The organism is Variimorphobacter saccharofermentans, from assembly GCF_014174405.1.
In the GTDB taxonomy this organism is placed as follows: domain Bacteria; phylum Bacillota; class Clostridia; order Lachnospirales; family Lachnospiraceae; genus Mobilitalea; species Mobilitalea saccharofermentans.
The window spans coordinates 2957403-2981105 of sequence record NZ_JACEGA010000001.1 but is presented as its reverse complement, the minus strand read 5'-3'; the positions used below and the strand labels follow the sequence as shown (position 1 = coordinate 2981105).

24 protein-coding genes are annotated in these 23703 nt (G+C 39.0%); 18 read left to right on the top strand and 6 right to left on the bottom strand.

Annotated elements, in window-relative coordinates:
• The first annotated feature begins 175 nt into the window (after positions 1-175).
• The 8 genes from H0486_RS13055 to glyA all read left to right on the top strand — a co-directional run bounded on the left by H0486_RS13055 (position 176) and on the right by glyA (position 7082).
• Positions 176-1189, top strand: a complete 1014-nt coding sequence (locus tag H0486_RS13055) for a DUF4349 domain-containing protein (RefSeq protein WP_228353413.1) — start codon at positions 176-178, stop codon at positions 1187-1189.
• A 132-nt stretch (positions 1190-1321) separates the two neighbouring features.
• Positions 1322-1720 (top strand): hypothetical protein, encoded by a 399-nt coding sequence (locus tag H0486_RS13050; protein ID WP_228353412.1) that lies wholly within the window; start codon positions 1322-1324, stop codon positions 1718-1720.
• Positions 1721-1775: 55 nt separating this feature from the next.
• Complete coding sequence (locus tag H0486_RS13045) at positions 1776-2267, top strand: prolyl-tRNA synthetase associated domain-containing protein (protein ID WP_228353411.1); 492 nt, start codon at positions 1776-1778, stop codon at positions 2265-2267.
• 365 nt (positions 2268-2632) lie between these two features.
• Complete coding sequence (gene deoD / locus H0486_RS13040; protein ID WP_228353410.1) at positions 2633-3337, top strand: purine-nucleoside phosphorylase; 705 nt, start codon at positions 2633-2635, stop codon at positions 3335-3337.
• A 33-nt stretch (positions 3338-3370) separates the two neighbouring features.
• The gene (gene deoC, locus H0486_RS13035; protein ID WP_228353409.1) at positions 3371-4036 is read left to right on the top strand and encodes a deoxyribose-phosphate aldolase; all 666 of its coding nucleotides are present in this window, start codon (positions 3371-3373) and stop codon (positions 4034-4036) included.
• Between the two features lie 54 nt (positions 4037-4090).
• Complete coding sequence (locus H0486_RS13030) at positions 4091-4600, top strand: cytidine deaminase (RefSeq protein ID WP_228353408.1); 510 nt, start codon at positions 4091-4093, stop codon at positions 4598-4600.
• A gap of 35 nt (positions 4601-4635) precedes the next feature.
• Complete coding sequence (pfkB, locus tag H0486_RS13025; RefSeq protein WP_228353407.1) at positions 4636-5607, top strand: 1-phosphofructokinase; 972 nt, start codon at positions 4636-4638, stop codon at positions 5605-5607.
• Between the two features lie 236 nt (positions 5608-5843).
• The gene (gene glyA, locus H0486_RS13020) at positions 5844-7082 is read left to right on the top strand and encodes a serine hydroxymethyltransferase (protein WP_228353406.1); all 1239 of its coding nucleotides are present in this window, start codon (positions 5844-5846) and stop codon (positions 7080-7082) included.
• A 287-nt stretch (positions 7083-7369) separates the two neighbouring features.
• Here the strand turns inward: glyA and H0486_RS13015 are convergent, their stop codons facing one another.
• The 3 genes from H0486_RS13015 to H0486_RS13005 all read right to left on the bottom strand — a co-directional run bounded on the left by H0486_RS13015 (position 7370) and on the right by H0486_RS13005 (position 9737).
• A complete protein-coding gene (locus H0486_RS13015) occupies positions 7370-8851 on the bottom strand; it encodes an alpha-L-fucosidase (RefSeq protein ID WP_228353405.1) in 1482 nt (493 codons plus the stop codon).
• 48 nt (positions 8852-8899) lie between these two features.
• Entirely contained in the window at positions 8900-9346 is a 447-nt protein-coding gene (locus tag H0486_RS13010) for a GNAT family N-acetyltransferase (RefSeq protein ID WP_228353404.1), read from the bottom strand.
• A 118-nt stretch (positions 9347-9464) separates the two neighbouring features.
• Complete coding sequence (locus tag H0486_RS13005) at positions 9465-9737, bottom strand: CD3324 family protein (RefSeq protein WP_228353403.1); 273 nt, start codon at positions 9735-9737, stop codon at positions 9465-9467.
• A 276-nt stretch (positions 9738-10013) separates the two neighbouring features.
• On the opposite strand from H0486_RS13005, the gene H0486_RS13000 reads away from it, so the two are divergent.
• Positions 10014-10595, top strand: a complete 582-nt coding sequence (locus H0486_RS13000; protein WP_228353402.1) for a TetR/AcrR family transcriptional regulator — start codon at positions 10014-10016, stop codon at positions 10593-10595.
• Positions 10596-10657: 62 nt separating this feature from the next.
• Positions 10658-11197: a VanZ family protein gene (locus H0486_RS12995; RefSeq protein WP_228353401.1), complete on the top strand. Its 540-nt coding sequence runs from the start codon at positions 10658-10660 to the stop codon at positions 11195-11197.
• Positions 11198-11287: 90 nt separating this feature from the next.
• Here the strand turns inward: H0486_RS12995 and H0486_RS12990 are convergent, their stop codons facing one another.
• The 3 genes from H0486_RS12990 to H0486_RS12980 form a co-directional block, all read right to left on the bottom strand.
• Positions 11288-11467 (bottom strand): hypothetical protein, encoded by a 180-nt coding sequence (locus tag H0486_RS12990; RefSeq protein ID WP_228353400.1) that lies wholly within the window; start codon positions 11465-11467, stop codon positions 11288-11290.
• 114 nt (positions 11468-11581) lie between these two features.
• Positions 11582-12217 (bottom strand): lactate utilization protein, encoded by a 636-nt coding sequence (locus H0486_RS12985; protein WP_228353399.1) that lies wholly within the window; start codon positions 12215-12217, stop codon positions 11582-11584.
• A gap of 27 nt (positions 12218-12244) precedes the next feature.
• Positions 12245-13132 (bottom strand): DegV family protein, encoded by an 888-nt coding sequence (locus H0486_RS12980; protein WP_228353398.1) that lies wholly within the window; start codon positions 13130-13132, stop codon positions 12245-12247.
• Positions 13133-13311: 179 nt separating this feature from the next.
• On the opposite strand from H0486_RS12980, the gene H0486_RS12975 reads away from it, so the two are divergent.
• The 8 genes from H0486_RS12975 to lysA all read left to right on the top strand — a co-directional run bounded on the left by H0486_RS12975 (position 13312) and on the right by lysA (position 23663).
• Positions 13312-15417: a DNA topoisomerase gene (locus H0486_RS12975; protein WP_228354431.1), complete on the top strand. Its 2106-nt coding sequence runs from the start codon at positions 13312-13314 to the stop codon at positions 15415-15417.
• A 260-nt stretch (positions 15418-15677) separates the two neighbouring features.
• A complete protein-coding gene (gene glmS, locus H0486_RS12970) occupies positions 15678-17507 on the top strand; it encodes a glutamine--fructose-6-phosphate transaminase (isomerizing) (protein WP_228353397.1) in 1830 nt (609 codons plus the stop codon).
• 269 nt (positions 17508-17776) lie between these two features.
• Entirely contained in the window at positions 17777-18907 is a 1131-nt protein-coding gene (locus tag H0486_RS12965; RefSeq protein WP_228353396.1) for a DUF362 domain-containing protein, read from the top strand.
• Between the two features lie 182 nt (positions 18908-19089).
• Complete coding sequence (locus H0486_RS12960) at positions 19090-19719, top strand: hypothetical protein (protein WP_228353395.1); 630 nt, start codon at positions 19090-19092, stop codon at positions 19717-19719.
• Between the two features lie 207 nt (positions 19720-19926).
• Complete coding sequence (locus H0486_RS12955; protein ID WP_228353394.1) at positions 19927-21054, top strand: hypothetical protein; 1128 nt, start codon at positions 19927-19929, stop codon at positions 21052-21054.
• A gap of 18 nt (positions 21055-21072) precedes the next feature.
• Positions 21073-21579, top strand: a complete 507-nt coding sequence (locus H0486_RS12950) for a GNAT family N-acetyltransferase (protein WP_228353393.1) — start codon at positions 21073-21075, stop codon at positions 21577-21579.
• Between the two features lie 141 nt (positions 21580-21720).
• Complete coding sequence (locus H0486_RS12945; RefSeq protein WP_228353392.1) at positions 21721-22422, top strand: TrmB family transcriptional regulator; 702 nt, start codon at positions 21721-21723, stop codon at positions 22420-22422.
• Positions 22419-23663, top strand: a complete 1245-nt coding sequence (gene lysA / locus H0486_RS12940) for a diaminopimelate decarboxylase (protein WP_228353391.1) — start codon at positions 22419-22421, stop codon at positions 23661-23663. The genes H0486_RS12945 and lysA overlap by 4 nt, the downstream gene beginning before the upstream one ends.
• Positions 23664-23703 lie beyond the last annotated feature (40 nt).

Genomic DNA, 23703 nt, shown 5'->3' with positions numbered 1-23703 from the left:
ACTCGATTACAAGTAATTATCTGGGTAGGATGCACATTTCGCACGATAAGAACTATTGCGATGTTTTTTAATTTTTGCCGACAATCCTAATTTTATTGGAACTTTATAACAATTATTTGCGTCTAATGTTTATCAAGAATAAAAAAATGCCATTGGGCAGGGAATGGAGGAGAATATGAAAAAGAGGAGAATTGGATTATTAGTGCTACTTTTGATAGGAATTTTATCGATTGTAACTGCATGTGCTAAGAAGGAAGCTCACTTTAATCAGGCAAGACCTGATTATAATTCGGGGAGCACAGATATGACGACTGAAATGCCGGCAGAGGCCACGGAGAATACGATGGAGTTGGAGAAGGACTCTGGAAGCATCGGATTAAGTTCTACGGCGGTCAATGATACTTCGGAGGTACAAAGTAATGATAAGATTATTCGCCGCTTTTATCTGGATGTAGAGACACAAGAGTTTGATGATTTTATTCGTAAACTAAATTCAGAAATCTCCCGTTTAAACGGATATGTTGAAAATTCGGAGATCAGTGGAAAAAGATATAATTTTGAAAATGATTTAAGATATGGTAATCTTACCATCAGAATTCCAAGGGATCGGGTTGATGAATTTGTAAATATAGTCGGTGAGAACGGAAATGTGATTAGTCTACAAGAAACCTCGGAGAATGTAACACTAGAATATGTTGATATCGAGAGCAGGAAAAAGACTCTGGAGATTGAACAGGAAAGATTATTTGAATTACTGGAAAAGACGGACAACTTAGATAGTATTATCGCGTTAGAGAGCCGTCTAAGTGATATTCGGTATGAGCTTCAGAATTATGGTACCAAGCTAAGAACCATGGATAATCAGGTTGATTATAGTACCGTAACATTGAATGTTAGGGAAGTAGAGAGAATGACTCCTACGGTCCAGGCTAAGCAGACAGTTGGAAGCAGAATTAAGAACGGAATAAGTAATACCCTGTATAATATCAGTGAAGGCTTTAAGAATTTCTTCGTATGGTTTGTTGTAAATCTTCCGTATATGCTGTTATGGGCGGCAATTATTACAGTAATTACACTAATTACGTTACGTATAACCAAATGGTCAAGGCTAAAGAAACAATTTTCTCAGACGGATTTGCGTAATATTCCGAAGCCGGATATGGAGAACAATAGTAACGAAATAAAATAAGAAACAGACATGCAGTAATATAATGTTCCATCTCGTCGAGAATCCAAGATGGATTTAGATGGCAGCGGAAAGGCTGAAATGCTATGATTACATTATAGCAAAATATACCATTCTAATCAAAGGAGAGACGAGATGGGACAGATTGCATTGTGCTTGTTTTTTTTATTGGGTTTATTTTTTACAAAGGATAATGCGATTGTCGATGGGTACTATATTGCGGATATCATCATTGAGATTAACGATACGAAGGAACAAACTTTAACACCAATGGATGCTTTAGACATGGTGAAAGAGCGGTATGCAGATAATTTCGAACGGATTTGGAGCGAATCCGGAGATTATTATTATCAGCTTCCGCTTGCGAATTATTATCTTGTATATGAGGGGTGTAATGATACGGATACCAACTATGTAATTCATCTGTATGAATTTGTAGTGGACGAAGAGGATACTGGTATAGGCCATACCGTTACCTATGGATGGTATCTGGTGGATAAAGTTACAGGTGAAATCAGAAGTACAATGGAATGAGATTATGTGCATTAAATCACTATTATGATATGCTAGTATTGGAAGGAAGAATAATATGGAACAGAAGATAAGAGTCTATGAGGAACTGGATCGCTTGGGAATCAGCTATAAAGTAATAGATCATCCTGCAGTATTCACGATTGAGGAGATGGATAACCTGGAGATGTTTCGTGACAACCCATGGGTAGCAAAGAACCTGTTTCTCAGAGATGCAAAAGGAAAGCGTCAATTTCTTGTGGTATTGGATAAGGATAAAAAGGCAGATTTAAAATGCATCCGTTCACAATTGGGTACAAGCACCTTAAGCTTTGCGTCGGAGGACAGGCTTTGGAACTGCCTGAAGCTGACGAAGGGATCAGTAACCCCACTGGGGATCATCAATGACGAAGATAGAGCGGTTGAGATAGTATTCGACAGTATGCTGATTAACAGGGAGCAGATTGGTGTTCATCCCAATGATAATACAGCCACGGTTATGCTGTCATATGCAGATTTATACAAAGTGATTAAGGAACATGGAAATACCATTCATGTCGTTAACATATAACAGCAGTCCTCTGACAGAATTGGAACCGGAATGTCTGCGGGGAGTGAATCTAGCTACTTAATTGTTTTTTTTATGGATAAAATGGACATGCATATAAAATAATTCTGTATGGCCTGAATATATTGGCGGCAATAGATACATGATATAAGTGTTACATGCATAGGGCTCTGTTTCATAGAGCCCTATGTACTGTAATACGGCACCACGGATCTCAGGGTTCAACACTGAAACGTAGATTGCCTTTTTCTTAAAAATATGCTAAAATTATCTAACAAATCAATAATGATACAATACAAAAGGGGGCTTTCGGAAATCGATTATCGTATATTCCGGGAGTGCTCTATTTTTAAAGGAGGATGTAAGATATGATACCAACCCCTCACAACGGAGCTAAATCAGGTGATATAGCAAAAACTGTCCTGATGCCGGGTGATCCGTTACGTGCAAAGTTTATTGCAGAGACGTACTTGGAGGATGTAGTTTGCTTTAATACTGTTAGAAATATGTTAGGATTTACCGGAACCTATAAAGGAAAAAGGGTTTCCGTAATGGGTGGAGGAATGGGTATGCCCTCCATCGGAATCTACTCTTATGAGTTATATCATTTCTATGATGTGGATAACATCATCAGAATTGGATCCGCTGGTGGAATTGCAGATGATATTAAGCTAAGGGATATCGTAATCGGTATGGGTGCTTCCACGAATTCGAATTTTGCCGCTCAGTATCAACTGCCTGGAACCTTTGCGCCGATTGCTGACTTCGGATTACTTCGTAAGGCTGTGGAAACTGCGGAGAAGAAGAATATTAAGACAGTAGTTGGCAATATACTCTCCTCAGATACATTTTATGATGATAATTCCAATGCAAATTCCCTGTGGCGTAAGATGAATATTCTTGCTGTGGAGATGGAAGCAGCTGCTTTATATATGAATGCAGCCAGAGCTGGTAAGAAAGCGCTTTGTATTTTAACCATCTCTGACCATGTATTCACTGGGGAATCCTTGTCCGCCGAGGATAGACAGCTTACCTTCCGTGATATGATGGAGATCGCACTTGAGATTGCATAATGGAATACACTATAATAAGAAAGGTTATGTAGAATGGATAGAAAACATATATTTGAAAAAGTAGATCATACATTGTTAACTCAGACTGCAACATGGGAGGAAATAAAGCAGATATGCGATGATGCAATTGCATATCAGGTTGCGTCCGTATGTATTCCGCCCTCCTATGTAAAGCAGGTAAAGGATTATGTTAAGGATCAAATGGCGGTATGTACCGTAATCGGTTTCCCGAATGGATATAATTCAACAGCTGTTAAGGTCTTTGAAACGAAGGATGCCATAGCGCAGGGGGCTGATGAAATTGATATGGTTATCAATCTCGGATTGTTAAAGGACAAGCAGTATGACCTTGTTTTGGATGAAATTAAACAGATCAAAGCAGCCTGCGGCGATCATATATTAAAGGTAATCATTGAAACCTGTCTGTTAACCGATGAAGAGAAGATAAAAATGTGTGAAATCGTAACCCAGGCCGGAGCCGATTTCATTAAGACCTCAACCGGCTTCTCAAAGGCCGGAGCTACCTTTGAGGATGTCGCTTTATTTGCTAAGCATGTAGGCAAGAATGTAAAAATTAAGGCTGCAGGAGGAATCGCTTCTTTTGATGATGCGGAGAAATTCATCAGTCTCGGCGCATCCAGACTTGGAACCAGTCGAATTATTAAGTTGGCGAAGAACCAGGAAGGAACAGGGTATTAGATCGTTCCTTTTGAGACATCAAATTAGTCATATGATAAGAAGGAGGCTTTATTTATGCAGGAACAGGATAATAGACAAAGTAATGATTTACAGAACAATAGTCTTGTACCGCAGGAAAAAGGAGAACTTCTTGCAAAACAGGAAATTGTGAGTCGCTCCGTAGCGAAGAATCTAATTCGGGAAGCCATGGATGCGATGAAACAGGCTTATACACCATACTCTAATTTCAAAGTAGGTGCAGCTCTGATGACGAAGAAGCAGAAGGTATATACCGGGTGTAATATAGAAAATGCTGCGTTTGGTCCGACTAATTGTGCAGAACGTACCGCATTCTTTAAAGCCATTAGCGAAGGAGAAAGGGAGTTTGCTGCCGTTGCTATCGTTGGTGGAAAAGGTGGGGTAATCTCAGATTTTTGTCCACCCTGCGGAATATGTCGTCAGGTGATGTGGGAATTTGTTGATCCAAAAAGCTTTCTTGTAATCTTGGCCAGATCGGAAGATGATTATGTGGTATTTCTACTGGAAGAGCTTCTGCCACTAGGCTTTGGACCAAGTCATCTATAATGATATATTTACTTTAGGATAACGGAGGACCGGCAATGATATATACGGTAACATTTAACCCTTCCCTGGACTATGTGGTACGGGTGGGGGAATTTACACTCGGGAATCTACATAGAACAGAAGAAGAGGAGCTATTCGTTGGCGGGAAGGGGATTAATGTATCTACCGTATTAAACCAATTAGAGGTGAAGAGTGTAGCACTTGGATTTGTCGCCGGATTTACTGGAAATGAGATTATTCATCAGTTAAATGCTTCGGGAATATCCTCTGATTTTATTTTATTAGATCAGGGGATGTCCCGTATTAATGTTAAGCTGAAATCAGAGGGTCATGTGGAGACAGAGATTAATGCCCAGGGACCCTCCATCAATCGATCAAAATTAGAAAAGCTTTATCATAAGCTGGAACAACTGGCGGAAGGGGATTTCCTGATACTAAGTGGTAGTGTTCCCAAAAACTTGCCTGATGCGGATTACATTTATGCAGACATCTGCAAGCTTCTAACATCAAAAAAGATAAGAATAATTGTGGATGCGGAAGGAGATCTGTTACGTAATACCTTATCCTATCGTCCGTTTTTAGTTAAGCCGAATCAGGAGGAGTTAGAAAAGCTTTTCGGACAAACACTACGAGATGATGAAAGTATATTGCGCTGCGCAAGAATGATTCAGGAACAGGGAGCTCAAAATGTTCTGGTTTCACTGGCTGGTGAGGGCGCGTTTTTGTTAGATGAATTTGGACATATTTACCGCCGGAAGGCTCCGAAGGGAAAGGTATTAAATTCTGTTGGGGCAGGTGATTCAATGCTTGCCGGCTTTCTGGCAGGATTACTGCACTCCATTGAAGGACATCCGGATTGTAAGGAAATTCAGGAGAAGGACTATAGTGAAGCACTGAGCTGGGGAATTGCAGCCGGTAGTGCCGGAGCATTTTCCATAGGATTACCAGAAGCTGACACAATACATCAGGTACGTCAGCAAATGAATTTAGACTCTGATTTTTATTAATATTCACAATCTAAATTATTAGAGAATGTTATGAATAAACAATAATGAATGGCTGGAATTATACTTCCATAAACAAATCATATATGATATACTATTCGAAACACGCATTACCTGTAGAAATTAATCGACTAGGGTAATAATTGGCAGGTTCCCCTGTGGATTAATTTCTACAATACAAGTCGGCATAGAATATGTAACATGCCAGTGATAATCTAATACGAAAGGAAAAGAAGAGAATGTATTCATTTGAAGATGTGAAATCATTTGACCCCGAATTGGCAGAGGCAATTACCCTGGAAATAGGCAGACAGAACAGTCATATAGAATTAATTGCTTCTGAAAATTTTGTAAGTAAGGCTGTTATGGCGGCTATGGGTAGCCATTTAACCAACAAGTATGCAGAGGGTTATCCGGGAAAGAGATATTACGGTGGTTGTGAATTCGTTGATATGGCCGAGAACTTAGCGATTGAACGGGCGAAAAAGCTATTTGGCTGTACTTATGCGAATGTTCAGCCTCATTCTGGAGCACAAGCAAATATGGCAGTTTTCTTTGCGCTATTACAGCCTGGAGATACTGTAATGGGTATGAACTTGGCTCACGGAGGTCATTTAACACACGGAAGCCCGGTAAATATGAGTGGTAGCTACTATAAAATCGTACCTTACGGGGTGGATGATACAGGATATATTGATTATGATAATGTTCGTAAGATTGCGCATGAATGCAAGCCGAAGATGATAATTGCGGGAGCAAGTGCATATGCCAGAAAAATAGATTTCAAGGCGTTTCGTGATATTGCAGATGAGGTTGGCGCTTATCTCATGGTGGATATGGCACATATCGCTGGTTTAGTAGCAGGCGGATATCATGAAAGCCCCATCCCATATGCTCATGTAACTACTACAACGACTCATAAGACCCTGAGAGGACCCAGAGGTGGTATGATTCTCTCCAGTGCGGAGTTTGCAGAAGAACACAAGTTGAATAAAGCTGTTTTCCCTGGAATTCAGGGAGGACCTTTGATGCATGTTATCGCAGCTAAGGCGGTTTGCTTCAAAGAAGCATTGGATCCCAGCTTTAAAGATTATGCCAGAAGAGTTGTTGAGAATGCACAAGCATTAGCTCAGGGATTAACGAAGAGAGGCTTCAATTTAGTGTCCGGAGGTACCGATAATCACCTGATGCTGGTAGACCTGCAGAACATGGGAGTAACAGGTAAGGATACGGAGAAGCTTTTGGATGCAGCGAACATCACCTGCAACAAGAATGCGGTTCCCAATGATCCTGCATCACCTTTTGTAACCAGTGGTATTCGTCTTGGTACCGCAGCGGTAACAACCAGAGGAATGAATACGGAGGATATGGATGTGATTGCGGAAGCAATCTATCTGCTTGTGAAGGATGTAGATGCCAATAAGGAAAAAGCAATGGCAATGGTGAAAACCCTGACGGATAAGTATCCGTTATATTAATTATTGATTTAGGTACACGATACCGATCAGAATATCGAGTTAAAGTTTACTGTAAATAATGTTTCCTAGGTTATAAGGGGCTGTTGCATAATATACGTGCAGGGAATATGACTTACCTCACACACAGACGGAAGTACATATTGCTGATTTTGTATGTCTCATGTGAATATAAATAATCGCATGATTCACACAAAATACAGCAATCTGTTCTTCCGACAGTGCATTATGGTAAGTCATATTCCCTGCAAATGTATTATGCAACAGCCCCTTAAATATACCATAGAAATTTATATAATCTCAATTTTAAAACAGAGCGGTTGATCCGATTCGGGTTTATTATTCAGGGTGATGGTTAGACCATCATTGTCACGGTTAAAGTTTTTTATTCGAAAATCACCTAATACATGGACATCGCCAATCATAAAATCGTGATCGCCCCGAATTCTTAATGATTTAATAGTGAAGCTGTCGGAGTCTGGCCTCATGCAAAATGCATACAAGAAACCATTTTTATAAGTAAAACGATAATCGTTCGAGGTGAAGCATTTTTCGTCATTATCCTGGAAAAAGCCTTCGGAATTATTGACTTTACCTTCTCCGAATTGTCTCCAAGGGACGGTATCATATATCCCTTCTCCATTATCCTTCAACCATAGGCCGATTTCTTTCAATACTTTTGTTTCCTCATCCGTGATTGTTCCATCTGCCTTAGGACCAATGTTTAGAAGAAGCATTCCATTTTTACTGACAATATCAATTAAATCACATATAATCTGACGTGACGATTTATATTCATTGTCTTTTGTATAGCCCCAGGAGCACTTACCAATGGCAGTGTCTGTTTGCCAGGGAACCGGTGAGATATCTGTCAAGGCTCCTCTTTCTATGTCAAATGTGGCAACTGTAGGAGGAAAAGCCTCATGCTTGTAATTAATAGTTACTTCCTTACCCCATTCCTCCGCTCGATTATAATAATAGGCACAGAGCCTTTTGAGATATGGTTTATATGCGGCATGGTGAATCCACCAGTCAAAATAAAGAATGGAGGGCTGATATTTATCAATTAGTTCACAGGTTCTGACAAGCCAGTCCTCCAGCCATTCCACGGTAGGCGCAATATTAGAAAAGGTATCAGCAGTTGTACGATGAAGCTCGTCGCTGTAAAGCTCTGGACAAAGATAAGCAGGACCATAAAAATCTCTATAGTTATCATCCATTACATCACTTTCATACGCTCGTCCCATATTCATAAAGAAATAGTGTTCAGCCCGGTGGGAAGATGCACAAAAGGTCAGGCCTCTTTTTTCACAAGCTTTTTTGATTTCTCCGACGATATCTTTACATGGTCCCATTTTTGCGGCATTCCATCTGTTGAATTCTGTGTCGTACATAGCGAAACCATCATGGTGCTCACATACAGGCATAACATATCGCGCACCGGATTCTTTGAACAATTCAACCCATTCTTCCGCATTAAAATGGTCTCCCTTAAATAGAGGGATGAAATCTTTATATCCAAAAATCTTCTGATCCCCGAAATTCTTCTTATGATACTCATATTCGGGATGATGGGGGTCATACATGGTTCTGGAATACCATTCGTTAGCATATGCCGGTACACTGTATATTCCCCAATGGATGAAAATACCGAACTTAGCGTTAAAGTACCACGTTGGTGTTTTGTGATTTGATAACGACATCCAGTTATCTTTATAACGTCCTTTCCTTATCGTTTCATCAATTAAAAAAAGATACTCTTTATGATCCATTTTTGACCTCCAGGGAGTGTTAATTTTATGATTCGAATAGCTCTAATGTTATAATGACTGTTTTAAGTAAACCATATCCACAAGCTGCTGTCCATTTTCATAGATAGGATGGTCATAATTATCCACAAAAAAATTCTTTACAATATGAGATCTTCTAAATCCGCATTTTTCATAGAAATGAAGAATATCAGGATTATCGCCTGTCCCGACATATAATTCCTTACCTACCCCTTTGTAGTGATCAACAAGATAAGCAATCAGGTGCTGCCCAAATCCTTTTCGTTGATATTTAGGAACAGTAGCAATATTCTTAAGCTCATAAACACCAGGTTCCTCTTGGGTAACAACGCAAAGAGCTTTCAGGTCATCATCCTGCAAAGCGAACATTTCACCACGATATAAATACTTTTCTATCATACTTACCTGCTCATCAGCAATAAGCAGTAAATCCATATACTTTGTCTTATCACTATCCGCTATTTTTATGACTTCCACATATATTCTCCTTTCTTTTGTAATTTAATGAATCCATTATATCCTATTTTATTACAAATGGGGGAACAGACATCGTTATAAAAAGTAGATGTGCCACTTCGTAAAGCAGCACATCAGCTTATATCGTCTTCATGTCTCGAATAATACGTTGTATACTCTTGGGAGCTAAAAAATACTTCTCCGATAGTTCAAGAACAGTCGATCCGTTAATGTAACTATGGTATATTTCGGAATTTCTTTCTTTGAAATATGCTTTCGAATTAGTCTTTTCTCCCCACTTACATCTTCTTGATTTTAATTTTGGAATGTATATAATTTGCCCGTCGATATATTTTTGGATTTCTTCAATCAACCTCTCGGGCAAAATCTCCATTGCTTGAATATAGCCCATTGTGCCCTCCTAGTAAAATTATACTTTCGGATAGCAAAGGCTATTGATATTCGGTTTATTTGATATGCAATAGCCTTCGCTATGCACAATGTTTTCTGCTTTTCCTTATGGATCATCCCTCCTTATCAATTATATTGTAGCTTAGATTTATATTAATTTCAAGATTGATTATTATATGCATATTTTCTAAACCAACATTACTTATTGACAAACTGGACGATGTTCAGTATATTATTACTGGACACTGTCCAGTTTTTTGAGATTGGGAGTATGATTATGAATCAGAGAGATAAAATTATTACGGTCACAACGGAGCTCATCATTGAAAGTCAGGGAGACCTATCGCAGGTTACTGCGCGAAAAATAGCAAATAAAGCGGAAGTAGGATTAGGTCTTATCCATTATCACTTCGAAAGCAAAGATCAACTGATTACGGAATGCGTTCAAAGAATTATTTATAAAGAAATCAGAAGCTTTGTTCCGCAGAATACGGAATATAGTGATAATCCGATTGAGGCTGATAAACAAAGGCTTACGTACTGGGCAAAACAAGTATTTGAATTTTTTTATGCAAATAAGAGTATTTCGAGGGTATCCATTCTTGGTGATCTGCGGAACAATCTTACGAGTTCTAATTCAGTAGATATGCAGCGTGGACTTTTGAGAGCTTTAACAAGCGATATTGATGATGCAAAAAAGAAGTTTATGATATTTTCTCTGACATCAATAATGCAAGCAGCGTTTTTACAAGATAATGCAGTAAAAAATAGATTGGGATTTGATTTTACAAAGCAAAATGATAGGGAATTATTTATTAATTCAGTGATCGAGGAGTTATTTCATTTTACTCAGACCTGAGTAGAAAAAGGTAGTTGAAGGCAGAATGGATATTACAAAAAGGAAGAGGAGATAATAAGCAGATGTTAGAGATTACATATTGGGAGTTACTTATAGTCATATCGATTGTATGGGTGATTATGCGAGTCCTAATTGGAATAAAGAATAAAAAGATATTTTTTTTCCGAGAAGCACAAATGATGATGGTGTATATATGTATCATCGTGATCGCAAGAATTGTGAACTTCCCATGGCATCATGTTAATGGACAGATTGGAACTATGAAGTTTGATGCTTCTAGAATTATTCCACCGTGGGTTAATCTGGTCCCTATTGTACACCTTTTTGATATTTATGATGGATGGCAAATGAATATCATTGGAAATATAACTATGTTTATTCCGGTTGGAATAGTTTGGCCGGTATGTTTTAAGAAATTAAATACAATCGGAAAAGCAATTCTTGCTGGTGCAGGATTTTCTCTATTTATTGAAATAAGTCAATTGCTTTTTTATGAAAGATGCAGTGATATAGATGATATTCTTTTAAATACGGCGGGTGTAGCCGTTGGCGCTTTGATATTTTTTGGATGCAAGAAGTTGCGCGCTAGAAAGCGAGAATGAGAAAAATGCTTCCCACAAAACAAGGCCTCCTTAAGGTAATATAATTTACCTTAGGAGACCTTGTTTATAAATAAAACCATACGATCAACATTATTTCTTACAAAAAAGGTTAACATCTTCTACTATCTTATGAAAATATTTGGTGCCAAAGATAATACCTACAATAAATACACCGGATATGCATACATACTTTACAATTCTTGTTACGTCAATATTTACATTTACCGAGGAGCCGGTATCCTTCTTTTCACAACATTCATCTCGAGACATATTCAACATCCTTTCATTTAATATATAATTTCATCAACACTAATATCGATGTTCCGACGACTACAATCTGGCGTAAGTTAATTTCATCTATATATAATATGTTAAAGTCTGTGATTAATATCCTAATTCTTCACCTACAAGAATAACTTTAATTCGTCCCGGAACTTTGGACTTCCTGGTAATAACAATCTCGCAACAGATGCAATCATCCACCAGACAGTTGACACATCTACCGATCTCAGAGCATGGAGTCTTACAGCCAAGACGATTACAGTTCGGCGGAGCTGCCATATTACGGACACGATCCATACCGGTATCGACATCCGTTACGATTTTATTCATTCCAGCTATGATAATTACGTTTTTAGGTCCAGCAATTAAGCAGGCCACTCGATTACCAAGGCCATCAATATTTACAAGCTGACCATCCAGGGTAATGGCATTGGAACTCATAAAATAATAGTCTGCAGTTACTATTTTACCGTACATAGCAGTCTTTTCTTCCGGAGTCTTAGCGGCATGTCGATCATAAAGGATGTAATCAGAGTTCTTTATTTCTTCGAAAAAACCTATCTCATTTAAGGTTTCAGAACCGCCCCAGGAAATGGAGCAACCGGGAGTTAAAAAACGCTTGGCAGTAATCAGAGCTTCTTCGGCATTATCACAATAATAGCCTTCGATTCCGCGCTTATTAAACTTTTCGATAATACTGTCAGCAAGATTCTCATAATAGACTTTTTTTGGCGACATATGAATTACCTGACCTTTCTATAAAATTCAAATACAATTGTATTTCTTAACAAAGCAAATACCGATACCACCAGGACCGGTGTTGGTACCTATGGTAACACCTATTTGAAATACTGGATAGGTTATTTTACGTCCGATATATTCCTCTACTTTATTTTGCAAATAAATAGCATCTTCATTCGTAGTGGCATTTGCAATACAAAAATCATAGTCTTCCGGTTTTTCACCCGTTTCTGTAAAATACTCTTCTACCATAGAGAATACCTTATCCAGTGATTTTTTACGACCTCTTACATTGGAGTAAGGAATTAATTCTGCATCCTTTAATTGTATTAAAGGCTTTAGGTCAAGCATATCGCTAGTGAGAGATACTGCTTTACCGATTCGTCTTCCCTTGGAAAGATAATTTAAGGTGTCAACGGTAAACATAATACGAGAGGTTGGCTTCAATATGTTTAGTTTTTCGATAATGAGATCTATAGAATAACCTGCCTCCTTCATGTAGGCAATCTGTAGTAAAAGTAATCCTTGTCCTGCTGTTGCCTGAATACTATCAATTATCTGAATATTGGATTCCGGGAATTGCTCCTCCAAAATGTGCTTCGCATTCACAGCAGACTGGTATGAGCCACTAAACTTCTGTGTCAAACATAAACAGATTATATCCTTGCCTTCCTTTAAGGCTGGTTTAAACTCATTTATATAATCCTGAACAGTAGGAAGCGAGGTTGTGGAGTACACATGTTTTGATACCAAGGTATCATAAAAGGCTTCCTTTGTAATATCAATATTCTCTTTATAATAATTATCGTGATCAAAACTTACATAAAACGGAATTAGCCTGATATTGTGCTCCTTCACCAGACATTCTGGTAAATCACAGGATGAATCACTATAGATTTGAAAATCTTTCATTTAACTCCTCCTACTAGTTACATGGAATCGTAATAATTACTAAAACTATTGTAAACGAAAGGAGAAGAATATTCAAGACAGTTTGGCTATTATTGTACGATAGGAGAGGAATTCGGACTTTGCGGATTCCTCTTTGTATGCTATAATGAGCATAATTGACAAAAGAAAGTTGGATAATGATGTCGAAAAGCTTATATATTGCAGAAAAACCCAGTGTTGCGACGGAATTCGCTAAAGCTTTAAAAATATCCGGACGCAAACAGGATGGTTATATCGAATCTGACGATGCTATTGTTACTTGGTGTGTTGGACATCTGGTAACGATGAGCTATCCGGAGGCATATGATCCTGCACTGAAGAAATGGACGATGGAGACTCTGCCCTTTCTACCTAAGCAATACCGGTATGAAATTATACCAAGCGTAAAAAAGCAGTTTAACATTGTGAAGGGACTTCTTACCCGCAAGGATGTGGACACTATCTATGTCTGTACTGACTCCGGGCGGGAGGGAGAATACATATATCGGTTAGTGGACCAGGAGGCAAAGGTTCCGAATACCAAGCAAAAGAAGCGGGTTTGGATTGATTCCCAGACGGAAGAGGAAATTCTTCGTGGGATCAGGGAAGCAAAGCCGCTCTCTGCGTATGATCATTTATCCGATGCGGCCTATCTTCGAGCGCAGGAGGATTATTTAATGGGAATTAATTTTTCCCGCATTCTTACATTAAAATACGGAAATGAAGTACAACGATTATTACAGTCGGATAAGCGTGGCGCAATCTCTGTAGGTAGAGTTATGACCTGTGTTCTGGGAATGGTTGTAAGACGTGAAAGAGAGATTCGTAGCTTTGTAAAAACTCCCTTTTATCGTGTGATTAGTGGTTTACAGGCAGAGGATAAGGAGTTTCACGCGGAGTTTCGAGCAGTAGAGGGCTCCAAATATTTTAATTCTCCTCTCCTTTATAAAGAAAACGGATTTTCAGAGAAAACCTCCGCAATAAAGATGATCTCTGATTTGGCAGGAGATTGTCCTGCATTAAATGAAGATGGAACCTGGGAGGCGAAACTGGCACCAGGGGAAGAGGCTAAACTGCTGGCTGAAATCAGCAATATAGAAAAGAAAAAGGAAAATAAAAATCCGCCTTTACTTTATAATTTAGCAGAGCTACAGAATGATTGCTCCAGATTATATAAAATCAGCCCGGATGAAACCTTAAAGATTGCACAAGAACTGTACGAGAAAAAAATGGTGACCTATCCGAGAACTGACGCCAGAGTTCTGTCCACAGCAGTAGCCAAAGAGATCTACAAGAATATCAAGGGACTGCAGGGCTTGAATCAGGTGAGGGATTTTGTCAGTGAAATTCTTGAGAAGGGAACCTATAAGAATATTGCGAAAACCAGGTATGTGAATGATAGCCAGATTACGGACCACTATGCCATTATCCCGACAGGACAAGGACTGTCAGCACTTCAATCACTTTCTCATACGGCGGCCAGAGTATATGGTACCATCGTAAAGCGTTTTCTAAGTATTTTTTATCCGGCGGCAGAATACCGCAAGGTGAGTATTACTGTTAAGATTAAGGGAGAGAGCTTTTTTACCTCACTTCGTGTACTTGAAAAAGAAGGCTACCTGAAGGTACTGGGATATGACAAGCCATCATCAGGAGTCGGAGCTGGTAGTGACAAGGCAAATGCGAAGGATAAGAAAGACACTGACGAAAATGATAGCTCGGATGATGAGAACACTGACCAGGGATTTATGCAGATCGTGATGAATATGAAGAAGGGGATGCTTCTTCCGGTAAATAATATGGTAATGAAAGAAGGAGAAACAGCTCCTCCGAAAAGATATAGCTCCGGTTCGTTGATTCTTGCTATGGAAAACGCAGGACAATTAATTGAAGACGAGGAGCTGCGTGCACAGATTAAGGGAAGTGGAATCGGAACCAGTGCAACCAGAGCGGAAATATTAAATAAGCTTGTCACCATCACTTATTTAAATTTAAATAAAAAGACTCAGATTATTACACCTACACTATTGGGAGAGGTAATCTATGATGTAGTTAATTCATCAATAAAATCCTTACTGAATGCTGAGCTTACAGCCAGCTGGGAGAAAGGGCTTACCTATGTGGCAGAGGGACAGATTACGAAGGAGGAATATACGGTAAAGCTTGAGGGCTTCGTGAGTCGAATGGTGGATGGTGTGAAAAAGCTGAATAATCAGGGAGCCCTGACGAGATATTTCCAGGAAGCCAAGGCATTTTATAAAAAGTAAATGTGAACGCCCGGTAGGTGCGGTCAGATTTTCTATGAGCAAATATACATGGAAGAAATGTAAAATCAGATTATTATATTTGATCAGATTTCGTCGAAGTGTTTTGTAGTGACAAGGGGAAAAAAATGTGATAAGATAAATCGGTTAAATGTTAACATAAGTAAATGATGAAAGATCAGTTCCAGAGTGGGAGATGCTTTTAGAATACAAGTTTCGCTTGATAATAAATTGAATACAATAAATGCATAAGGGGGATTATTATGTGCGGTATCGTAGGATATATCGGAAAAGATCAGGCTGCGCCGATTTTACTTGATGGACTTTCAAAACTTGAATATAGAGGATATGATTCTGCAGGACTTGCAGTTAGTGATGGTACTAAGATACAGATTTCAAAATGCAAAGGAAGATTAAAAGTATTAAGTGAGTTAACCAACGGAGGTTTAAGCATACAGGGAACTATGGGTATCGGTCATACCAGATGGGCAACACATGGTGCTCCTTCCGATACGAATTCTCATCCTCACTATAATTCCAATGAAACGATTGCAGTGGTACATAATGGAATTATTGAAAATTATAGTAAGATTAAGAAGCGTTTGGAAGAAAAGGGATATGCCTTCCAAAGTCAAACCGATACAGAAGTGGTAGTACAGCTACTGGACTATTATTATAAGGGAGACGCACTTGAGACCATAGCAAAGGTGATGACGAAATTAGAAGGATCCTATGCGTTGGGAATTATGTTCATGGATCGTCCCAATGAATTCTATGCTGTTCGTAAGGATAGCCCTCTGATTGTAGGAGTATCAGAGAACGGAAACTATATTGCTTCCGATGTTCCTGCAATATTAAAATATACCAGAAGTGTATATTATATTGAAAATGGTGAAATCGTTACTCTGACAAGAGATAAAGTAAGCATTACCAATTCTGATTTGGAACCGATTGAAAAGGAATTGAAGACTGTGGAATGGGATATTACCGCTGCGGAAAAGGGTGGTTATGAGCATTTCATGCTGAAGGAAATCCATGAACAGCCAAAGGCAGTCAGAGATACCATAATGCCAAGAATTCGCGATAATGATATCGTCATTGACGAGTTGAATATGAGCGAAGAGGATATTAAGAACTTAAAGAAAATATATATTGTAGCTTGTGGTTCCGCTTATCATACCGGTATGACTGGAAAATATGTAATTGAGGATTTGGCAAGAATTCCAGTGGAGGTGGATTTGGCATCGGAATTTCGCTATCGGAACCCAATCCTCGAGAAAGGTACACTGACCGTCATCATCAGTCAGTCTGGGGAGACCGCAGATTCTCTTGCGGCGTTACGGGAAGCGAAGAAGCAGGGAATTAAAGTTCTTGGTATCGTAAATGTAGTGGGTAGTTCAATTGCAAGAGAAGCAGATAATGTAATGTATACCTGGGCAGGCCCTGAGATTGCAGTAGCTACCACGAAGGCATATTCCACACAAATTGCCGCTCTATATCTGCTGGCATTGCGTTTTGCCAAGGTTCGCGGAACAATAACAGAGGAAAGATTTGATTCACTGCTTCAGGATTTATGTAAACTGCCGGAGCAAATTCAAACCATTTTAGATAAGAATGTGACACAGATTCAATACATTGCTTCTAAGTTTGTAGCAGTGAAGGATAGCTTTTTCATAGGAAGAGGAGTGGATTATGCAACTGCTCTGGAAGGCTCCCTGAAGCTGAAGGAAATATCCTATATTCATTCGGAAGCGTACCCAGCAGGAGAATTGAAGCATGGACCGATCGCCTTGATCGAAGAGGATACCTTGGTCACTGCATTACTCACTCAGGAGTCTCTATATAAAAAGACCATCAGTAATATCGTAGAAGTTCAGTCGAGGGGTGCCTTTGTATTAGCAGTCACCAATGAAGGTAATGAAGAGGCTGAGAAGGTATCTAATATGACCATCTATATTCCGACGACGGATAGTCATTTCACTACATCGCTTGCTGTGATACCGTTACAGCTGTTATCCTATTATGTATCGGTTGGTAAGGGATTGGATCTGGATAAACCGAGAAATCTGGCCAAATCGGTTACAGTGGAGTAATAGGATTAATAGAGTTAATATCAAATGTGCTTTATATAAACAGAGAGATACTTCAAATATCTCTCTGTCTTGTTTTTAAAGTGAGTAATAGATAGTGATTTAAATATAGCGCTGAAGTCCTTATACGCCCTATAACTAAAAAAGTAGAAAAAGTAATTGACTTGGAGTTAACTCAAAGCATTATAATAATATAGAACATTGATTGGTGCATTAGTGGACATGCCTGAATTACATAATATGGCAAGAATTAAATATAGGAGTGATTAATAATGGATAAATCAAAGGTTTATTTTACGGATTTTCGAACAAAGCTAAATGAAGGGCTCCCGACGAAGCTTAAAAAGCTGATCCGGAAGGCGGGTATCGATCAAATCGATATGGATAACAAATTTGTTGCAATCAAAATGCATTTTGGTGAGTTGGGTAACATTAGTTATCTCCGTCCGAATTATGCGAAAGCCGTTGCTGATGTGGTAAAGGAGCTGGGCGGTCATCCGTTTCTGACCGACTGTAACACTCTTTATCCCGGAAGCCGCAAGAATGCCCTTGAACATCTTGAGTGCGCATGGGAAAATGGATTTACACCTTTAAGTGTGGGCTGTCCCATTCTGATTGGAGATGGACTAAAGGGTACCGATGATATTGCTGTGCCTGTGGTAGGTGGTGAGTATATCAAAGAAGCTAAAATCGGTCATGCCATTATGGATGCAGATGTATTTATCAGTCTGACTCACTTTAAAGGACATGAAATGACCGGTTTCGGTGGTGCGATAAAAAATATCGGTATGGGTTGCGGTTCCCGTGCTGGAAAGAAGGATCAGCATATTAACGGTAAGCCTGAAATTATAGCGGATCAGTGCAGGGGCTGTCGCAGATGCGAGCGTGAATGTGCGAACAATGGTCTGATTTTTGATGATGTGAATAAGAAAATGTCAATTAATACTGAAAACTGTGTCGGATGCGGACGCTGCTTAGGCGCTTGTAATTTTGATGCCATTATGTTCTCGAACTGGGCAGCTAGCAGAGAACTGAATTACCGTATGGCAGAATATGCCAAAGCAGTGGTTGATGGGCGCCCTTGCTTCCATATCTCTCTTATTGTGGATGTTTCACCGAACTGTGACTGCCATAGTGAAAATGATGCTCCGATTCTACCGAATTTGGGAATGTTTGCTTCCTATGATCCGCTTGCACTGGATCAGGCGTGTGTGGATGCCTGTTTGGCTGCTTCACCGCTGCCGGGCAGCCAGCTTTCAGACAATCTGGCAAGACCCGGCTTTAAAGATCATCATGATCATTTTATCAATTCGACACCCGAGTCAGAATGGCGTTCCTGCCTTGAGCATGCGGAAAAAATAGGTCTCGGTAACCGGGATTATGAACTGGTTATTATGAAATAAGCCAGTATTGAATGTAAATGTTTTTTTGAGCATCACTCAATTATAATCCTATATAACTTTGGCAAGGGGATGTTTCATAATGTATAAGCGGGGATAATTACTTACCAAAGTAATTGTCACCGCGAATGAATTATGAAACGTCCTTTTTTATGAAGTCATAAATTATATTGTGAGGAACTGATATGAAAAAGAATTTACTTATTTGCAGTGTAATAATTTCCTTTCTAATATTCATGGCAGCATGTGGCGGTCAGAGAGAATCTCAACAGAATTTAAATACTGGCAATGAATATAACTCTAAAACCGGAGATAGTACGCGAAATCAGATGGAAGAAAGTGAAGATAACTATAAGATAAATAGCGAAAAAACTGCAATTGATCATCAAGATAAAACGAATAAGGATAGCATAGACTGGTCAGCAATAACTCCCAATGGAGTAAATGAGGAAATGTTCATCTCACGTCTAGATGAAAAAGTCTTGGAGAAGGTTGCAAGTGAGCTTCAAGCATTGGTGCAGGAAGAAATTGAAGAGGAGAGGGCAAATCCGGATATTCTCTTAACACAGGGATGGACGAGAGTTTTTAATTCCGCCCATTATAAAAATGTGATAGACATAGGCGATACGGCTATGATGCCTCTATATTGGATAATATACAAAAGTCCCAATTCGGGGATGTATGAATATATCTGTGCCAATGCATTATACGAATTATCAGGATACGATTTTTCTAATGAGGATGGTAGCCTTAAGTGGACTACATCAAAAGAACTACTTGAGTTGTTTGATGAAGCAGTATTAAATGAGGAGTAATTACCACTTATAGAAGGTAATCCATGAGAGGAACGAAATGTGCGCATAGGCAGTGATAGTACAGAATACTTTACTAAGTAATTATGGGAAATAGTAGAAAAATGGAATTCTTTATGGTAGCATGAAAGAGGATGGTGCACAAGAGATTTATTACGATTAGTTGAACCAGTCTATCACAAGAGAATTTATGTTAGTGGGGGTGCCAAGATGAACTTGTCGAAATCAATTGATTTTCTTCTTACACACGCAGGGCCGGTAATTCAATATCGGCTTCGAAAGGATATTCTAAAAACCATTTCTCCGGCTGACGAAGAACAACTGCTCCAGCAAATATATCAGACACCATATTTTAAACTATTACAGACTTATATTAAGCCGAACGGTTATATAGGAAGCGGCATGCATAGCTGGGATAACTGGAAAGGGGTGAAGCTTCATGAAACGCCTTTGCAGGATGGGGAAACAGCAGCGCGTTTACTTTCCTATTATAAAGTTCCCAAGACACATCCAATCATAGTTAATTTTATCAAGGCCATGAGGGATGAAGAGATTTTACGTAAAGAATTTTCCTATATTCCTCCTGAAATCACGCGTTATGAACATCGATTTGAAGGCTTGAATAACGGCAATAGTCTGATGTCACTAATTTATACAATGCAGGCTATACTCGGCTATGGGGATGATTTCGACGATGTGAAGGAGCTACAGCAAATAGCATTAAAAGGCTTCCGTCGTATCCTTGAAATATCTTCTCTGGATGAGATTACGAAGTTTAATTCAAATACGAAACGACGTTATAATTATCCTTATATCGAGGCGGATGAATATTATCCGGATGCATATACCCTTACCATGCTGGCATATACACATAGCTGGCGTACGAAGGAGAATATTGATATGCTCGCCGCTTCCATTAATCGTATCAACCAGATTATGAAGCCGGATAACAATATGTATATCCGAATCAATGGCAGATATTACGCACCTTGTTTTGCTTTCATTACTCCAATCAGACCATTCCATCCGGATACCATAGATATCATCCTATACCGTCGCCTACTTACCGAAATCGCAATGCTCGGTGTCGGAGATAAGGTCGATATTCTAAAGGAGTCTATTGCAAATGTTAAACAAGCGATTAACGAGGATGGCATTTTACAAATGAATTTTGCTGTACCTCATAACAAACGCTATTCACCGAAGAAGATCAATTACCCAACAGCATATGTTGATGTTAGGCTGGAACCCGATTACAAATCGAAAACAGCATTGATGTGTGATCTGACCTTCTGGGCAGTTGAACTGTTGCATTTATATGCACCGGGGCAGATTTAAAGCTATGGAGAACAATTTATGATAAAGCAGGCGGATAAAAATGATATTCCAGCAATTGAGGAAATACTATTAGATGCTGTTATGTGGATGAAAAAGAATGAATTAGGGAACCTATGGAATGAGGACAGTATTAAGTGGCATTCTCTTTCAAAGGATTATCAGATTAGTGACTTTTATATTGATTACCAGAATGGGGTTCCTGCAGGATGTATTGCAATTACTGATTATGATTCAAAGTATTGGCCTGAAATTCCACAAGGAAAATCATTATATATACATAAGTTAGCTGTTAAGAGAGAGTATGCAGGGAAAGGTATTACGAAAGAGTTGATTGACTATGCAAAAAATTTATCATTTGTAAAGGGTATTAATTCATTGAGATTAGACTGTAATGCAGAAAGAAGAAAATTGAGACAGGTATATGAAAGGGAAGGCTTTCTATATGCTGGTAATAAGAAGTTAGGAAATAATTATAGCATGTCATTATATGAATGGCATTCTAGTAATGCAGACTGTTTTGGTTAAGAATGATAATAGGAGATATTGATTGACACAGAAAAAAATATGTGGTAATACTAGTAGTAGTTGCACATACTACTAGTATTACCACATATTTTTGTTAGTTTATAATGAAAGACCAGATCACTCAGAACAGGAGGGATATTGTTGAAGTTAATCGAAGGTCTCATGAAGACAGGATTAACCAAGAATGAATCGGAATTATATATTGTACTTTGCAGGGAAGGTGAAGTAACCGGATATGAAGCAGCAAAGCTATCAGGAATTCCAAGAGCCAATGCATATCAGGTATTAGCCGGACTTGTGGAAAAGGGAGGGGCATATGTCATAGAAGGTGTCGTACCGAGATATGCTGCAGTTCCGGTAGAAGAATACTGTGCTAATTTCCTGAATCATATGAAGGAAGTTGTTGAAATAATAAGGACAGAATGTCCAGCCATACAGGAGCCTGCCGATGGATATATCACAGTGAGCGGATTGCAGAATATCATAGATAAGATACGTAACATAATTGAGAATGCTACGGAGAGAGTCTATGTGTCCGTATCGGAGAATGAAATTGATTATTTTAAAGAAGCATTAGAAGCTGCAGCAGCGAAGGGGCTTAAAGTCGTTGCCATTATATCCGGGGATATTGAGCTTCAAGGAGTCATCACACATAATATTAAAAAGGGATCCGGACAGATTCGCCTTATAGCAGATTCCTCTTATGTTTTGACGGGAACCATAACCGGAAGTGATAAAGATATCTGCTTGTTTTCGAAAAATAAACCATTGGTTGAATTAATAAAGGATTCACTAAAGAATGAAATAAGGCTTTCAGAATTAGAGAGGAGAAATGAAAAATGATCAAAGCACCATATATTTATTATGATGAACAGAATTTAATGATGGAGAATTTAAAAGTAGAAGATATCGTTAGGGAAACAGGAACTCCGGCTTATCTATATAGCAAAGGCAGCTTTTTAAATCAGTTAGGGCAGCTTAAGGAGGCATTTGGACAAAGCAAGGTACTGTTCTGTTATTCTATGAAGGTATGTCATAACAGGAACATCGCAAAAGTATTTGTTGATGAAGGCTGCGGAGTGGATATTGTATCCGGAGGCGAGCTTTATCGGGCTTTGAAGGCAGGGGCTGATCCGAAGAAGATTGTATACTCCGGTGTGGCGAAAACCGTGAAGGAGATAAGGGAAGCCATCGAAGCAGGGATTCTGATGTTTAATGTAGAATCCGAACAGGAACTCTTACGAATTAATGAAATTGCCACAGCCATGGATAAAACCGTATCCATCGCGCTCCGTATCAATCCAGGAGTAGATGCTAAGACGCATCCATACATCACAACCGGTATGAAGGAGAATAAATTTGGAATTGATTGTGAGATGGGAATAGACATTTTCCAAAAGGCAATGAAGATGAAGCATATCCAGGTGAGTGGTATAGACCTTCATATCGGCTCACAGCTACTTGACGTTACCCCTTATGGAGAAGCGATGCAAATAGCTGCGGAGTATGTAAGAACTTTAAGAGCTATGGACATTTCAATCCGCTATGTGGATGTTGGAGGTGGAATCGGAATTCCTTATACGGAAGATAAATCAAGTCCTGATCTTAAGAAATATGCAGAATTAATTACAGGTCCCTTCAAGGATATGCCGGATATTACATTTATCCTGGAGCCGGGTAGATTTCTTACTGCTCAGGCGGGGATACTGGTTACAGAGGTACAGTATATCAAAGATAATTCCTATGGTAAAAGATTTGTGATTATTGACAGTGGTATGCATCATCTGATACGTCCATGTCTATATCAGGCGTATCATAACATTCTCCCGGTCACGAAAAAAGGAAAGGCAGAGAGAGAGGTAGACATTGTTGGTCCGATTTGTGAAAGTACGGACTTCTTTGCAAAGAACCGTATGATCGAAGAGGTTGCCCAGGGAGATTTACTGGCAGTTACTGATGCCGGAGCCTATGGTATTGTGATGGGATCTCATTATAACTCCCATTCATTACCGATGGAGATATTGGTGGATAGGGATTCCTATAAAATAATCAGAAGAAAAGAGACTTATGAGGATATAGCGTAAAATTTTTGTAGGAAAAAATAAATAAAGAATAAGAGAACAC